Annotated in this window: 15 protein-coding genes and 1 pseudogene; 6 read left to right on the top strand and 10 right to left on the bottom strand. The window is 69.3% G+C overall.

The window, feature by feature from the left end; genetic code table 11:
* Positions 1 to 78 precede the first annotated feature (78 nt).
* Positions 79 to 1,083, top strand: coding sequence for a DUF368 domain-containing protein (locus HALKA_RS0103095; RefSeq protein ID WP_018256621.1), 1,005 nt, complete (start codon positions 79 to 81; stop codon positions 1,081 to 1,083).
* A gap of 133 nt (positions 1,084 to 1,216) precedes the next feature.
* The gene (locus tag HALKA_RS22090) at positions 1,217 to 1,351 is read left to right on the top strand and encodes a hypothetical protein (protein ID WP_018256620.1); all 135 of its coding nucleotides are present in this window, start codon (positions 1,217 to 1,219) and stop codon (positions 1,349 to 1,351) included.
* A gap of 134 nt (positions 1,352 to 1,485) precedes the next feature.
* Here HALKA_RS22090 and HALKA_RS0103085 read toward each other — a convergent pair whose 3' ends face one another.
* From HALKA_RS0103085 to HALKA_RS0103050, 7 genes and pseudogenes are all read right to left on the bottom strand, one after another.
* The gene (locus tag HALKA_RS0103085) at positions 1,486 to 2,748 is read right to left on the bottom strand and encodes an MFS transporter (protein ID WP_018256619.1); all 1,263 of its coding nucleotides are present in this window, start codon (positions 2,746 to 2,748) and stop codon (positions 1,486 to 1,488) included.
* A 169-nt stretch (positions 2,749 to 2,917) separates the two neighbouring features.
* Positions 2,918 to 4,519, bottom strand: coding sequence for a gamma-glutamyltransferase (ggt, locus tag HALKA_RS0103075; RefSeq protein ID WP_018256617.1), 1,602 nt, complete (start codon positions 4,517 to 4,519; stop codon positions 2,918 to 2,920).
* A gap of 86 nt (positions 4,520 to 4,605) precedes the next feature.
* On the bottom strand, positions 4,606 to 4,980 hold the full coding sequence (locus HALKA_RS0103070) for a VOC family protein (RefSeq protein WP_018256616.1): 375 nt from the start codon (positions 4,978 to 4,980) through the stop codon (positions 4,606 to 4,608).
* Between the two features lie 164 nt (positions 4,981 to 5,144).
* Positions 5,145 to 5,897 (bottom strand): annotated as a pseudogene (locus HALKA_RS0103065) (energy-coupling factor ABC transporter ATP-binding protein); the annotation flags it as partial.
* A 50-nt stretch (positions 5,898 to 5,947) separates the two neighbouring features.
* A complete protein-coding gene (cbiQ, locus tag HALKA_RS0103060) occupies positions 5,948 to 6,745 on the bottom strand; it encodes a cobalt ECF transporter T component CbiQ (protein ID WP_018256614.1) in 798 nt (265 codons plus the stop codon).
* The gene (locus tag HALKA_RS0103055; RefSeq protein WP_012807827.1) at positions 6,745 to 7,053 is read right to left on the bottom strand and encodes a PDGLE domain-containing protein; all 309 of its coding nucleotides are present in this window, start codon (positions 7,051 to 7,053) and stop codon (positions 6,745 to 6,747) included. The genes cbiQ and HALKA_RS0103055 overlap by 1 nt, the downstream gene beginning before the upstream one ends.
* A complete protein-coding gene (locus HALKA_RS0103050) occupies positions 7,050 to 7,691 on the bottom strand; it encodes an energy-coupling factor ABC transporter permease (RefSeq protein ID WP_026190130.1) in 642 nt (213 codons plus the stop codon). Before HALKA_RS0103050 ends, HALKA_RS0103055 begins: the two co-directional genes overlap by 4 nt.
* Positions 7,692 to 7,797: 106 nt before the next feature.
* On the opposite strand from HALKA_RS0103050, the gene nikR reads away from it, so the two are divergent.
* The 4 genes from nikR to HALKA_RS0103030 all read left to right on the top strand — a co-directional run bounded on the left by nikR (position 7,798) and on the right by HALKA_RS0103030 (position 11,215).
* Positions 7,798 to 8,208 (top strand): nickel-responsive transcriptional regulator NikR, encoded by a 411-nt coding sequence (gene nikR, locus HALKA_RS0103045; protein WP_026190129.1) that lies wholly within the window; start codon positions 7,798 to 7,800, stop codon positions 8,206 to 8,208.
* 89 nt (positions 8,209 to 8,297) lie between these two features.
* Positions 8,298 to 8,540, top strand: a complete 243-nt coding sequence (locus tag HALKA_RS0103040) for a hypothetical protein (protein ID WP_012807830.1) — start codon at positions 8,298 to 8,300, stop codon at positions 8,538 to 8,540.
* Positions 8,541 to 8,593: 53 nt separating this feature from the next.
* On the top strand, positions 8,594 to 10,483 hold the full coding sequence (locus tag HALKA_RS0103035; RefSeq protein ID WP_018256612.1) for a PINc/VapC family ATPase: 1,890 nt from the start codon (positions 8,594 to 8,596) through the stop codon (positions 10,481 to 10,483).
* 21 nt (positions 10,484 to 10,504) lie between these two features.
* On the top strand, positions 10,505 to 11,215 hold the full coding sequence (locus tag HALKA_RS0103030) for a hypothetical protein (RefSeq protein WP_018256611.1): 711 nt from the start codon (positions 10,505 to 10,507) through the stop codon (positions 11,213 to 11,215).
* A gap of 183 nt (positions 11,216 to 11,398) precedes the next feature.
* Here the strand turns inward: HALKA_RS0103030 and npdG are convergent, their stop codons facing one another.
* The 3 genes from npdG to HALKA_RS0103015 all read right to left on the bottom strand — a co-directional run bounded on the left by npdG (position 11,399) and on the right by HALKA_RS0103015 (position 13,335).
* On the bottom strand, positions 11,399 to 12,067 hold the full coding sequence (gene npdG, locus HALKA_RS0103025; RefSeq protein WP_018256610.1) for an NADPH-dependent F420 reductase: 669 nt from the start codon (positions 12,065 to 12,067) through the stop codon (positions 11,399 to 11,401).
* Positions 12,068 to 12,211: 144 nt separating this feature from the next.
* Entirely contained in the window at positions 12,212 to 12,415 is a 204-nt protein-coding gene (locus tag HALKA_RS0103020) for a hypothetical protein (RefSeq protein WP_012807834.1), read from the bottom strand.
* Between the two features lie 38 nt (positions 12,416 to 12,453).
* A complete protein-coding gene (locus HALKA_RS0103015; protein ID WP_018256609.1) occupies positions 12,454 to 13,335 on the bottom strand; it encodes a TIGR01548 family HAD-type hydrolase in 882 nt (293 codons plus the stop codon).
* Positions 13,336 to 13,357: the final 22 nt, after the last annotated feature.

Here is a 13,357-nt window from a genome sequence, read left to right as displayed (position 1 = left end):
TGCCAGCCACAAAAGGCTACAGCGACCGCCGTGGGGACTCCACAAGAGCCATTGTGTGCGTGGTCGAAGAGGTGGCCAATGACGACCTCGTCGAGCGAGGCGACGGACTCGGTTTTCAGTTCGGTGCCGTCGCTGCGTCGCTGGCTCAAGACGTTCGCGATCGGCCTGTGTATGGGCTCTGCCGACGCGACGCCGGGCATCTCCGGTGGGACCGTCGCGCTGATTATGGGCATCTACGAGCGTCTGATCGCCGCGATTACGGCGATCACGCCGGAGCGAGCGAGGCGGTTTCTCCGCGCGCTCACACCGGTCGAGGGCGGCGTCTCGCTTCGCCGGGCCGTCGCCGTCCTCGAAGAGGTCGACGTGTGGTTCCTGCTGGCGCTGGTCGGCGGCGTCGGCACCGCCGTCGTGATCGTCGCCCGGATCGTCCACGTCGCCAGCGAGGAGACGCCGGTCCTGCTGTACGGCGCGCTGTTCGGCCTGATCGGCGCGTCCGCGGTGGTCCTGCTGCGAGCGCTCAGCATCGAGACCGCGACCCACGCGGTCGCCGCCGCGTCGGGGTTCGTCCTCGCGTTCGTCCTGTCCGGTCCCGCCTCTCCGCTGGGGACCGACGGGCTGCTGGTCGTCTTTCTGGGCGGTGCCGTCTCGGTGAGCGCGATGATCCTGCCCGGCATCTCCGGCTCGCTCCTGCTGGTCGTGCTCGGGCAGTACGAGCGGTTGTCCGGCGCGCTGACGACGTTCGTCGACGGCCTGCTGGCCGTCCTCACCGGGCGGCCGGCGGCGGGACTGGTCGACGCCGGGACGGTCGTCGTCACGTTCATCCTCGGCGGGCTGGTGGGCCTGTTCTCGATCTCGCGAGTGATCCGGCGGGCGCTGGACAGGAACCGGGGGGCGACGCTGGCCTTCCTCGTCGCGCTGGTCGTGGGCGCGTTGCGAGCGCCGATCACCGAGCTGTCGACCAGAGAGGCAGTCACCTGGACGGCGGAGACGATCGGCGTGTTCGCCGCCATCGCGGCCGTCGGCGCGGTGGTCGTCCTCGTGCTGGACTGGTACGCCGTCGATCTCGACTTCGAGGCGGTCTGAGCGTCCGACAACCCCACATCACCAACCTGAATGTGGTGTTATACAACAAAGATACACATATTGCGCCTATTATTTCGAATACCGTCGTATTATGAGAGGAATAATTAAGAGCGTAGGGACAAATTGGGTATCCATGGCGGATCGTTTCAGCTACCGGGAGATTCGCGCGATGGAACGCGAGTACTGCCGCCAGAACGACAACATCGTCGGTTTCTTCGGCGGTACCGACGAGAGGAGCCCCGAGCGACCGTCGAACGGGGACGACTAGCCCCTCGTACGAACCGTCGGTGCGTACCGAGACAGCGCCACGGCCGCCCGTGTCATACGGTTTATTGTAGTTGCTTACCGGTGATCGTCGCCACGGAGTAGACGATCACCGGTAAATCGCTACAATAATCCGTATCAGGCCGCCCTTCGTCGGGTGCCCACCCGTGACAGCGCCACGGCGAGCGTCGCGCCCAGTACCGGGAACGCCGCCAGCGCGAGGAAGGTGCCGTCGGTGCCGACCGCCGACAGCAGGATGCCCGACAGCGCCGCGCCGGCCGCGCCGACGCCGAAGTTCGCCAGGTAGGTGAACCCATACGAGAGTCCGCGGTCGTCTGGCGGGCTGTACTCCGCGATGGTCGCCTGATAGAGCGGCTGGATGGCGAAGAGCACGAAGCCAAGCACCGCGCTGACGGCGAGCAGCGGGCCCAGACCGGCCTGGGCGGCCGGCACGAACAACACCGCGACGACGGCGAGCGCGGCGAACACCCCGATCAGCCCCGTCGTCACCGAGATCCGGTCGGTGAGCTTGCCGCCGGCGTACTGGCCGGCGATGCCGACCGTCAGCAGGCCGGCGTAGACGTAGGAGGCGAGATCGAACTCCTCGGCCATCGGACTGCCGGGATCGAAGAGGCGGACGTAGTCGGTGATCGGCGGGAGAAAGCCGCCGAGCACGTCCGGCAGGAAGGTGAGGACGCCGCGGTAGAACACGCCGTTCATCAGCACGACGCAGATCGCCAGCGCGAAGCCCGCGGTAAAGAGCGTCCGCGTACCGGTGACGAACTCGCCGAGCGAAGACGGTCCGCCGCCACGGCCCTCGTCCGCGCCGCCGTCAGCGCGGACGGCGGCCGTCTCGTCGAACTCGGCGGTGACTGCGTACGCGACCGCCAGCGCGGCGGGGATCGAGAGCAGTCCCGCGACGGTTCGCCAGTCGAAGGCCAGCAAGAGCAGCGCGGTCGCCAGCGGTCCGAACGCGATGCCGACGTTGCCGGCCATCCCGTGGTAAGCGAAGCCGGTGCCGCGCTCTGACACGCCCGTCGAGAGCAGGGAGAGGCCGGCCGGGTGGTAGACGCTGGCGGCGACGCCCCACAGCCCCAACGCGAGGGCGATCGTCGGGATGCCCGGTGCGAGCCCGAGCAAGAGAAAGGAGCCGCCCATCCCGAGCAGACAGCCGATCACGACGGTCCGAGCGCTCAGGAGGTCGGCGAGCACGCCCCCCGGAAGTGCGCCGATGCCAAAGAGGGCGTAGCCGACGGCGACGATCGTCCCGAGCAGCGCCGTCGTCGTCGAGAACTGCTGGAGCCAGACGACGACGAAGATGGGGATCGACAGCTCGTAGGTGTGGACCGTCGCGTGGGCCAGCATCGCGAAGCCGACGATCGAGCGGTCGTTGTCGTTCATCGACGGTTGGCGGCGGCCTCCCGACCCCGGTCGTGTCGTCGCTGTGTCCGAGGAGATCGTTCGACTGTCTCGACGCGTTCCGAGGCGACCGCTTGCGATCGAGTCGCCGAGCCGCTGTCGTTCGTCTCGGGCATGCTGTACACCCGGAGATAGAGCATGAAAAGCGTTGTTAGAACCCGACGCTGCTCCCGTCCTTGCGCGGTTCGGTCGCGCCCGACAGCGTCCCGTCGGGCTCGCGGCGCGCGATCTGGCCGCCGCCGAACTGCCGGGGCGGGAGGACGGCCACGTCGTGTTCCCGTCGGGCGAGGTCGGCACCGATCTCGCCGGCCAGCCGTTCCTCCAGCGCGAGGCGGCCGTCCTCCAGGTAGCGCCAGCGCGGCGCGTCGAAGGCTCGCTGGAGGGGCATCCCGTCGTCGATGAGGTTGCTGAGGACCTGGACGTGGCCCTGCGGTTGCATGTATCCGCCCATGACGCCGAAGGCCGCCCAGTCCTCGTCGTCGAGTTCGACGAGGCCGGGGATCAGCGTGTGGAACGGCTTCTTGCCCGGTTCGAGCGTGTTGGGGTGGTCCGGATCGAGCGAGAACGACGCGCCGCGGTTCTGGAGGACGATCCCCGTGTCGGGGACGACGACGCCGCTGCCGAAGCCGTTGTACAGCGAGTTGATGAACGAGACGACGTTGCCCGCCTCGTCGGCGACGGTCAGCAAGACCGTGTCGCTGTCCTCGTCGGGGAGACCCGGCCCGCCGACGCTGACCTCGCCAGCGGTCTCGTCGACCGTCGCCGCCCGCTCGCTCGCGTACGCTGGGTCGTGGAGGTCCGGAACGGACTCGAAGTCGGGGTCGGTGATGTAGTGGTGGCCGTCGTGGAAGGCCCGCTTCATCGCCTCGGCGAAGTAGTGGACGCGCTCGGGCGAGCCCGCAGGGTGGTCGCCAGCGCCCAGCTCCGCGGCGACGTTGAGCGCCTCCAGCGCGATCAGGCCCTGGTTGTTCGGCGGCAGCTCGTAGACGGTCGCGCCGCCGTAGGTCGTCGAGACGGGATCGACCACGTCGGGGGTAAAGCCCGCGAGGTCGTCGGCCGAGAGGAGACCGCCCTCGGCCTGGACGGCCTGGCCGATCCGCTCGGCGATCGCCCCCTCGTAGAAGGCGTCGGCCCCCTCGCGGGCGACGGTCTCGAACGTCTCGCCCAGCCCCGGCAGCGTGACGGTCTGGCCCACGTCCGGTGCCTCGCCGCCGGGCAGGTACGCCTCGCGGCCGGCGTCGCTGACGAACCGCTGGGCACAGGCGGCCCACGCGTCGGCGATGATCTCGCTGACCGGGTACCCCTCGGTCGCGTACTCGATGGCCGGCTGGAGCACGTCGCCGAGCGCGAGCCGACCGTGCGCTTCGACGGTGTGCTCCCAGCCCCGCGCCGCGCCCGGGACCGTGATCGCCAGCGGGCCGAAGTCGGGCATCTCGGCATCTTCGTCGCCGAGTCGGTCCCGAACAGTCTCGCGTGTCGCGCGCTGGGGTGCGCCGCCACAGCTCCGGAGCGCGCCCACCTCGCCGTCGGCCGTGCGATACAGCGCGAACGCGTCCCCGCCGATACCGGTGCTCATGGGCTCGACGACGTTCAGCGCCGCCGCCGTGGCGACGGCCGCGTCGAAGGCGTTACCGCCCTCGCGGAGGAGTCTGACGCCGGCCTGTGCGGCCAGTGGCTGGCTCGTCGAGACGACGCCGCGGTTCGCGTAGACGGTGGAACGGCGCGAGTCGAACCGATCGAGGTCTGGGTCCATACTGCCGGCAAGCGGAGACAGGGGCAAAAGCGTTGGTCCAGACCCTCATACTGCCGGAACTGCGACGAGGGTCCTACTGCGTCGGACTATCGGGCGTCGCCGCCGGAGCCGACCGGCGGCGTCTCGTGCTGGAACGTCTGGACCTCCACGGTCCGCCCGTCCGGGTCGGTCGCGAAGAACTGGTAGATCCCGAAGTCGTCGTTCGGTTTCGGCGGGCCGCGGGCCACGTCGGCGAGGTCGGCGTGACAGTCGTCGACGGCCGCCTCGTCGTCGAGGACGACGGTGACGATCCCGTCGGTCTCCGTCTCGGTCCCGTCGCAGAAGCCGACGAGGAGGTTGTCGTACGCGAGAATCGTACAGCCGCCGTCCTGTTCGAGCCACACGTCGAAGCCGAGTCGATCGGTGTAGAAGGAGACGGTCTCGGCGCGGTTCTCGGTCCGGAAGAAGACGATCCCAGACATACCGCCACCGAGACGCGCCAGCCACGTGAGCGTGCCGGCTGGCGTCGGCGGCGCTGGACGGGGCCGCGACGACAGCGTGCCCTCATACGGAAAATTGTAGTTGCTTACCGGTAAGCGTTGCCACGGGGTAGACGCTCACCGGTACATTCCTACAACCGTCCGTATCACTGCCGTCGCAGTCGTTCGACCGCTTCCTCGACGCGGACCGGCAGGTCCTCGAAGCCCGCCCGGTCGAACAGTTCGACGACGGTCGGAGGCGCGAGGCCGGCCTCGCGGAGTCGGTCGGTGTCGGTCAACACCTCGCGAGTCGATCCCGTCGCGACGACGCGCCCGTCGCGGCCGAGCAGGACGACCCGGTCGGCCACCGCCGCGACGAGGTCGGTGTCCGGTGTCGACGTGACGATCGTCACGCCGTCGGCCGACAGTTCGTCCAGCAGATCGAGCAGTGCGGCCTCGTTGTCGCCGTCGACGTTCGACAGCGGTTCGTCCAGGAGGAGCACGTCCGGGTCGACCGAGAGCACGCTGGCGATGGCGGCGCGGCGCTGTTCGCCGCCGCTGAGTCGGAACGGCGGGCGATCGAGGAGGTGTTCGAGGTCGAAGCGCTCGGCCAGCTCGGCGACCCGCCGGTCGGCTTCGGCGGCCGACAGCCCCAGCTGGGCGGGGCCGTACTCGATGTCGTCGCGCACGGTCGGGTTGAACAGGTACTCGCCGGGGTCCTGCGTGAGCACGCCCAGGCGGTCGCGGACGGCGTCGGCCGGCTGGTCCGTCCCGAAGTAGCGAACGGAGCCGTCGTCGGGCGGTAACAGCCCGCCCAGCAGGAGCAAGAGCGTGGACTTGCCCGCGCCGTTGGGGCCGAGCAGCGCGACCCGTTCGCCGGCCTCGATCGTCAGGTCGACGCCGTCGACGGCGGTGGTGCCGTCCTCGTACCGGTAGGCCAGACCCGACGCTTCGATCACCGGGTCCGCCGTCACGCGGCGATCACCCGAACGGCGACGACGGCCACGAGCAACAGCGCGAACGCGGCGTCGGCCCGGCCCGGCGACCCGGACCGGTCGTACGGTCGCAGGCGCGTGCCACCGCGGGCGCGGGCGGCTCGCTGGACCCGTTCGCCGCGGTCGAGCGAGCGCAGGAGGAAGGTGCCCAGAAACGAGCCCGACCGCGCCCAGCGACTCCGGAGCGAGCCACGCGAGAACGTGCGGCTCCGGCGAGCGTGGGCCATCCGTTCGAGTTCCCGGAAGAACAGCAGTAGCGACCGGTACGTGACCGCGAGGAGGGTGATCGCCAGCGGCGGGACCCGAAGGCGACGCAGGGCCGTCACCAGCGGGCCGAAACCGGTCGTCAGCAACAGCACGGACAGCAGTGCGAGCGAGGCCGTCACGCGGACGAGGAAGACCGCGACGTAGCCCAGTCCCGTCGCCGAGAGCGAGAGCGGGCCGAGCGCCGCGACGGTCGGTCCCGGCTGGAGGACCGCCTGTGGCGCGACGACGGCGGTCGAGGCCAGAGCCGGCGGTGCGATCCGTCTGCCCAGCGTCAGGGGCGCGATCCGCGAGCCGATCGCCAGTCCCAGCGGGAGGGCGGCCAGCCCGCAGAGGATCGCGAGGTCGTCGGTCGCGACCGCGACCACGAGGAGCGAGAGGACGCCGACCAGCTTCAGTGCCGGGTCGACGGCCTGCATGAAGCCGTCGCGTCGCGGCGTCCGGGTCGTCACGAGAAACGACTGGGCCTCGTCGCTGACCGCCGCGACGGTGCGGTCGAGCGCGTCCATCAGTCGGCGAGCAGCCGTGCGATCGCCGTGGCGACGACGAGGGTCAGCGCCGTCCCGACGACCGCCGAGACGAACGTCCCCACCAGCGGGTCGAGGCCGGGGATCGCGTAGTCCGGCAGCAGTCCGGGGTTGTATGTCACCTCGTGTGCCATCGCGCCCGTGCGCTCTGCGGCGTTCTCCAGGGGTTCCGCGTAGCCGACCCGGCCGGCAGCCCACGCGAACAGCGGCGAGGCCGCGACGATGGCGGCGATCGCGAGCAGACTCCGGCGAACCCACGAGCGGTCCCAGGCGTCGCTGGCGACGCTCACGCGGCCACCTCCGTCGTCGTCGCGGTCGGGAACAGATCCGGCCGGGCGTCGGCGACGTAGCGGTAGACGACAGCGGTGATGCCGCCCTCGATCAGCCCCAGGAGGAGGTGCCCGACGCCCATGATGGAGACGGTCGTCACCAGCTCGTAGGCGAACGCCGAGGAGGCACCGAGCTGGAGCGCGGCGGCCACGGCACCGGCCGTGATCCCCAGCCAGCCGGCGACGAAGGCGGCCACGAACTCGTTGTGGCCGGCCAGCAGCCGGTAGAGACCGTAGCCGACGTACACCTCGATAACGGCCATGTTCAGGACGTTCGCGCCGAGGACGACGAGCCCCCCGTCGCCGAACACGAGCGCCTGGATCGTCACGACGGTGGCGACACAGAGCGCACCGAGGTGGGGACCGAGCAGGATCGCGGCGAACGCGCCGCCGACGAAGTGAGCGCTGGTGCCGCCGGGAATCGGCCAGTTGAGCATCTGTGCGGCGAACAGGCCGGCGGCGACGATACCGAGCACCGGTGCGGTGGTGTCGGTCAGCTCGCCGTCGGCGCGTCGTGCAGCGACGACGAGCGTCCCGCCAGCGAGGGCGGCACAGACGACGGCGATCCACAGATCGAGGAATCCGTCCGGAATATGCATACGCTCCGGTCCGAGCGCGGACAAATAATACTTTCTTATCGCTCAGTAATACTCGCGGAGACAGCAGTTGGACACGCTCTTGCCCGCCCCCGTCGTAGCCGGGGTCATGAGCGACGATCTGGACCGGATCAGTCTCACGCTCCCGGCGGAGATGACCACGCGGCTCGACGACATCGTCGACGACTGGGAGTACGACAGCCGTTCGGAAGCGATCAGGGACGCCCTGCGTGACTTCTTCGGTGCCTACGAGTGGGAGTCGGCCGACGACACCGTCCACCACGGCACCGTCGTCGTCGTCCACGACCACCACGTCGACGGGATCGCCGACCGACTCCAGACGATCCAACACGAGATGGCCGATCTGATCACGTCGGTCCAGCACATCCACCTCTCGCACGACACCTGCATGGAGACGCTGGTCGTCGAGGGGGCGGGCACTGCGATCACCGAACTGGCGAACCGCCTGCGGGCCATCGGCGGCGTCAATCAGGTCAAGGTCGTCGTCGTCGGCGACTGATCCCGCCGGCCGTCGGGCACCGCCGCGTCACCCCGCCCCGAGCCCCGAACCCGTCAAGCTATTACGACGGCGTGACGGTACCGTCGCGTATGCCGGCCAAGTCAGGCGCGTCACACTCGACGGGCTATCTCGTCAGCGTCGTCGTCAGCGGACTGTTGATCGAACACATCCTGGCGTTCGCGCCGTCGTTCCGACGCGTGTCTCGGATCGCGGGTGAGCTCCTCACCGCGTACACGAACGTCCCGATCTCCGAGGAGGCCGCCGGAATGCTGCTCGTGACGGCCGTCCTCGTCGGCGTCTGGGGCGTCGGTTACCACCTCTATCGGCACTAACGCTGTCGTGCCGCGAGGGACGGGCTTTTTACCGCCTGTCCCGAAGGCAGGATATGGATATTGTACCGGACACGAGCGTGGTCATCGACGGCCGCGTGTCCGAGCGGATCGAAGCCGACGCGGATCCCGACTCCGAGGTCGAGGGGACGGGCTTTGCGGGCGCGACCGTGGTCGTCCCCGAAGCGGTCGTGGGCGAACTCGAAGCACAGGCCAACGACGGCCGAGAGACCGGCTGGGAGGGGCTCGAAGAGCTCCAGCGCCTCGTCTCGCTGGACGAGGACGGCACCATCGACGTGGAGTACGTCGGCCGTCGGCCCGACGCCGTCGAGAAGCGCGAGGCCGGCGAGGGCGAGATCGACGCGCTCATCCGGGACGTGGCACAGGACCGCGGGGCGACGCTGGTGACGAGCGACGACGTGCAGGCCGAGGTCGCCAGCGCGAAGGGCATCCCAGTGGAGTTTCTCGACCCGATCGAGCGGACGGTCGATCGCCTGACCATCGAGAACTTCTTCGACGAGGCCACGATGAGCGTCCACCTCAAGGTCGGCGTCGCGCCCTTCGCCAAGCGCGGGTCGATCGGCGACATGGCCTACCAGCCGATCCGAGACGACCCCGCGACCGAGTCCGAACTGCGCGGGTACGCCGCCGACATCGAGGAGGCGGCCCACGCCAGTCCCGAGGGGTTCGTCGAGCTGTCCGAGCCGGGCATGACGATCATCCAGTACCGGGACTTCCGGATCGCCATCGCGCGTCCGCCCTTCTCGGACGCCCTGGAGATCACGGCCGTCAGACCGATCGTCAAGACGGAACTGGACGACTACGAGCACGCCGACGAGCTGCGCGACCGGCTCACCGACCACCAGCGGGGCGTCCTCATCTCGGGCTCGCCCGGTGCCGGGAAGTCGACTTTCGCCCAGGCCGTCGGGGAGTTCCTCGTCGACGCCGACTACGCCGTCAAGACGATGGAAAAGCCCCGCGACCTCCAGGTCGGCGACGAGATCACCCAGTACACCGAGCTGGGCGGCTCCATGGAGAAGACCGCCGACTCGCTGTTGATGGTCCGGCCGGACTACACCATCTACGACGAGGTCCGCAAGACCGACGACTTCGAGGTCTTTGCCGACATGCGACTGGCCGGCGTCGGGATGATCGGCGTCGTCCACGCGACGCGGGCCATCGACGCCCTGCAACGGCTGATCGGCCGTGTCGAACTCGGGCTGATCCCGCAGATCGTCGACACCGTCATCTACATCGAGGCCGGCGAGGTCCACACCGTCTACGACGTGACGACGGAGGTCAAGGTCCCCGACGGCCTGATGGAGGAGGATCTGGCTCGCCCGGTCATCCTCATCCGGGACTTCGAGACCGGCGAACCCAAGTACGAGATATACACGTTCAACCGCCAGGTCGTCACGGTGCCACTGGACGACGGGGACGGCGGTGGCCCCGGCTCCGACTCCGGCGTCGACCGCATCGCGAAACAGGAGATCGAACGGGAGATCCGCTCGATCGCACACGGCCACGTCGAAGTGGAGCTGAAGAGCCCCGACACCGCCGTCGTCTGGGTCGAAGAGAGCGACATCTCGCAGGTCATCGGCAAGGGCGGCGGGCGCATCACGGACGTGGAGAACCGCCTGGGCATCGACATCGACGTGCGCACGCTGGCCGAGAAGCCGAGCGGCTCCTCGGCGTCGAGCACTGCCGGCGGCGGCGCGAACGATCCGGGCCAGATCGTCACCCCGGAGATCACTTCCCGACACGTCCAGATCCCGATGGACGGTCATCAGGGCGACACCGTGGAAGTGCAGGCCGACGGCGAGTACCTCTTTACCGCGACGGTCTCGCGGGGCGGCGAGATCCAGGTCTCGCGTGGCTCTGCCATCGCCGAGGAGCTAGAGCAGGCCATCGACCGCGGCAAGACGATCACCGTCGTTCCCTCCTAGACGGGCGGAGACGGGACAGAGATGACGTTCGGGATCGAAACCGCGTACGTCGGCTGTGGACGTGCCGGGCGTGCGCTGGTCCGCGACGGGCTCGAAGAGCGGACGGGCGAGGCGGCGACGCCGGACCGGGGACCGGACCCCCGACTGCTCACCATCGATAGCGGTGCGGACGAGCCGGCGGCGGTGCTCGCGGCGTTCGATGTCGTCGTCGTGACCGGAGCTGTCGACAGTCCCGACGCACGGCGACAGATCGCCGAAGTCGGACGGGCGTGTCCGGACGACGCGACCTGTGTCGGTGTCGTCACCGGGGCGACGGACCGGGGGATCGAGCGGCTCGGCCGAGCGTGTGACACCGTCGTCCCCGTCGAGACCGACGCGCTCGCACGGGAGTTCGCGACCGACCTGCTGACGTGGGCGAGCGAGCCGATGCTGCTGCGAACGGATTCGTCGCAGGTGTACGCCGACCTCGGCGGCGCTGGGGTCGCCGCCGTCGACCGTGTGACCGGCGATCGAACGGCACTGCCGGCGCTCGTCGAGCGGGCCAGCGTCGACGAGACCGCGGACGGCCAGCGGCTCTGCTTTGGCTACCTCGCCTTCGGCGTCGACTTTACCCTGGCCGACGGCGAGCGGTTCCGGAGGCTCTGTGACCGGCCCGAGGTGGTCACCGGGCGGGCCGGCCTGGCCGAGCCCGACGCGTGTCGGCTGACTGCGGTCCGGCGAGTCTCGGAGTGATGGTCCCGGCGAGTGCGACAGTGACAATCGAAGCGACTCATACGGATTATTGTAGCGATTTACCGGTGATCGTCGCCACGGAGTAGACGATCACCGGTAAGCAACTACAATAAACCGTATCACACACCGATCGCACGGCCGTCGTCGGATCGAGCGTGCGTCGACTTGCAGTGGCTCCGACGACTACTGGAATCGGACGCCGAGGTCGTGGAGGCCGTCGTTGTGTCGGGCGACGTTGATCAACAGCGGCGTCAGTCCCTCGATCTCCGCGGCGTTGGCCAGCGGGCCGCCGTCGAGCGCGCGCAGTCCCTCGATCGACTCGGCCAACTCGATCACGGTGTCCTTGGCGTCGATCTCGTCGCCGACGACGACGGTGTCCCAGTCGAGGTCGGCGTCGAGGTCGGCGAGCCGGCCGGCCGCGAGGTTGTGGAACGCGCCGACGACGGGGACGTCGTCGGGGGCGGCGTTGGCCGCCAGCTGCGTGACGCTGCCGACGCCGGGCCGGTTGTAGTGAAAGCCGTCCTCGTCGCGTTTCATACCGACCGCGGGAGAGACGAGCACGTCGTCAGGCGAGAGTTCGTCGGCGATGGACTCGACGGTGTCGGTGAGGTGGTAGGCGGGGACGGCGGTGACGATCACGTCCGCGCGCCGGGCGGCCTCGACGTTGCCCAGCCCCTCGACGCTCGCGTCACGGCCGCGGTCGTCGAGTGCCGTCGCGTACTCCGTCGCTTTCGCTGCTGCGCGCTCCGGATCGCGCGAGCCGACGAGCACGTCGTGGGCGGAGTCCGCGGCCCACCGCAGTGCCAGTCCCTCGCCGATGTCGCCGGTGCCGCCGAGTAGGGCGATTTCCATACCGAAGGGGTGGAGCGAACACCGAATAAGTGTTGTCACACTCCCGCTACTTGCCGATGTCTGGCACTCGTGTGTCGGCTGAAAAGCCGTGGAGAGGCTCGCCTGCCCGGAGTGGCCGGTCGCGACGCAGACCAGCCGGGAGTGTCAGTCGTCGCCAAGCAGCGGCGGTCCCGGCTCGCCCCGGAGCACGATCAGGTACGCGAGGACGAGCGACAGCACGACCCACTGGACGCCGACGAACAGCTGCGAGGCGGGGTCTGGGGGGACGACGAGGACACCGAGTACGAGCCCGAACACTGCGAGGGTCACGGTGAGGCCGACGAACCACAGCAGATCCGTTCGATCCATACCGTTCGATCGGTCCCGAACCGGCAAAAAGAGCGACCCTAACGGTCCGTCGACCGCGGCGAGAGCAGCTCCGGGAGGTCGTCGACGCTCTCGACGACGGCGGCCGCGCCGGCACGGCTGAACTTCTGTCGTCCCGTCTCGCCCGTGAGTCCCCCGGTGAGGACGCCGATACCGTCGTACACGCGACTGTCGGACTCGTTGGCGTTGACGGCCGTTCGCACGTCGTCGAGCGTGTCCCCGGCGAAGGCGATCCGGCCGGCGTCGAACCGCTCGGCCAGCGTCACCAGCGCGTGAGGGTCGGGCTTGCCGGCCTCCCAGTCGTCCATGGTGAAGCGGTGCTCGTCGGCCACGTCGAGACCGGCTCGTTCCAGCGCGATGTCGGCCTCCGGGGCGGGACGGCCGGTGACGACGCCCACGTCGTAGTCGGCCTGCAGGGCCGCGATCGTCTCCGGATCGACGACGACCGGCTCGTCGTTGACGAACCCCGGCTCGGCGATGCGGGGCTCGCGGCCCTCGATCTCGCGGTACAGCTCCGCGCCCAGATAGAGCATCTGGAACACGTCCCGGAGCTGGTCGGGGTCCCAGGCGTCGAAGACGTCCTCGCGGGCGTTCGGCGTCAGCGCCTCCCGGACGATCGCCTCGGCGGCGTCCCGGCCACCGCCCCGCTGGGCGATCCCGTCGGTGAACGCCTCGACCGTCTGGTCGAGTCCCTCGCGGCTCGCGAGCACGTACAGCGCCCCGGCGTGAGTCAGCTCCCAGTCGTTGTTGAACCCGCCAGCGTCCTTGAACGACTGGATCGCCGACCGGTCGATCGTCTCGCCGTACAGCCGCTCGATGGACTCGACGATGGCCCGTCGGTAGGAGTCGGCCACGTCGACGAGCACGCCGTCGATGTCCAGGACGACCGCATCCACGTGCATACCGCCCGGAACGCGGTGGGCG

The sequence above is a fragment of the Halomicrobium katesii DSM 19301 genome (genome assembly GCF_000379085.1).
GTDB classification, from domain to species: domain Archaea; phylum Halobacteriota; class Halobacteria; order Halobacteriales; family Haloarculaceae; genus Halomicrobium; species Halomicrobium katesii.
Note: the sequence above shows the minus strand (reverse complement) of the source record. Positions and strands in the feature narration are given on the sequence as shown.

What these genes read in the sequence shown, in the direction of transcription:
- HALKA_RS0103095 (WP_018256621.1), top strand. Translation starts at nt 79, where the DNA reads ATGACGACCTCGTCGAGCGAGGCGACGGACTCGGTTTTCAGTTCGGTG.
- HALKA_RS22090 (WP_018256620.1), top strand. Translation starts at nt 1,217, where the DNA reads ATGGCGGATCGTTTCAGCTACCGGGAGATTCGCGCGATGGAACGCGAG.
- HALKA_RS0103085 (WP_018256619.1), bottom strand. Translation starts at nt 2,748, where the DNA reads ATGAACGACAACGACCGCTCGATCGTCGGCTTCGCGATGCTGGCCCAC.
- ggt (WP_018256617.1), bottom strand. Translation starts at nt 4,519, where the DNA reads ATGGACCCAGACCTCGATCGGTTCGACTCGCGCCGTTCCACCGTCTAC.
- HALKA_RS0103070 (WP_018256616.1), bottom strand. Translation starts at nt 4,980, where the DNA reads ATGTCTGGGATCGTCTTCTTCCGGACCGAGAACCGCGCCGAGACCGTC.
- cbiQ (WP_018256614.1), bottom strand. Translation starts at nt 6,745, where the DNA reads ATGGACGCGCTCGACCGCACCGTCGCGGCGGTCAGCGACGAGGCCCAG.
- HALKA_RS0103050 (WP_026190130.1), bottom strand. Translation starts at nt 7,691, where the DNA reads ATGCATATTCCGGACGGATTCCTCGATCTGTGGATCGCCGTCGTCTGT.
- nikR (WP_026190129.1), top strand. Translation starts at nt 7,798, where the DNA reads ATGAGCGACGATCTGGACCGGATCAGTCTCACGCTCCCGGCGGAGATG.
- HALKA_RS0103040 (WP_012807830.1), top strand. Translation starts at nt 8,298, where the DNA reads ATGCCGGCCAAGTCAGGCGCGTCACACTCGACGGGCTATCTCGTCAGC.
- HALKA_RS0103035 (WP_018256612.1), top strand. Translation starts at nt 8,594, where the DNA reads ATGGATATTGTACCGGACACGAGCGTGGTCATCGACGGCCGCGTGTCC.
- HALKA_RS0103030 (WP_018256611.1), top strand. Translation starts at nt 10,505, where the DNA reads ATGACGTTCGGGATCGAAACCGCGTACGTCGGCTGTGGACGTGCCGGG.
- npdG (WP_018256610.1), bottom strand. Translation starts at nt 12,067, where the DNA reads ATGGAAATCGCCCTACTCGGCGGCACCGGCGACATCGGCGAGGGACTG.
- HALKA_RS0103020 (WP_012807834.1), bottom strand. Translation starts at nt 12,415, where the DNA reads ATGGATCGAACGGATCTGCTGTGGTTCGTCGGCCTCACCGTGACCCTC.
- HALKA_RS0103015 (WP_018256609.1), bottom strand. Translation starts at nt 13,335, where the DNA reads ATGCACGTGGATGCGGTCGTCCTGGACATCGACGGCGTGCTCGTCGAC.